The sequence below is a fragment of the Salifodinibacter halophilus genome (genome assembly GCA_012999515.1).
Classification (GTDB): domain Bacteria; phylum Pseudomonadota; class Gammaproteobacteria; order Nevskiales; family Salinisphaeraceae; genus Salifodinibacter; species Salifodinibacter halophilus.
In genome coordinates, this window is record JABEEB010000479.1 from 1 (window position 1) to 251 (window position 251).

Here is a 251-nt window from a genome sequence, read left to right on the forward strand (position 1 = left end):
CGCCGCCAGTTCGGCCAGCGCCTGCTCCAGGCGGCCGGCGCGGAACAGCGCGGCGGCCTGGGTCTCGCGATAGGCCACGCCCGGCTCGGCGCCGTCGCGGCGCATGTTCTGCGCTTGCCGCTGCAGGTAATCGACCGCCTCAGCGGCGCGCTCGTCGTCCATCAGCGCCAGCGCGTACTCGCGGCTGATGCAGTCGTAGCAATTGCGGCTCGGCTCGATCCGCGCCAGCGTCTCCTCGCTGACCGCCAGGC

1 protein-coding gene is annotated in these 251 nt (G+C 73.3%); it reads right to left on the reverse strand.

Annotated features, from left to right (window positions below):
• Nucleotides 1-251 (reverse strand): hypothetical protein (locus HKX41_12525; GenBank protein NNC24960.1); only part of this gene is annotated, 251 nt, incomplete at both ends.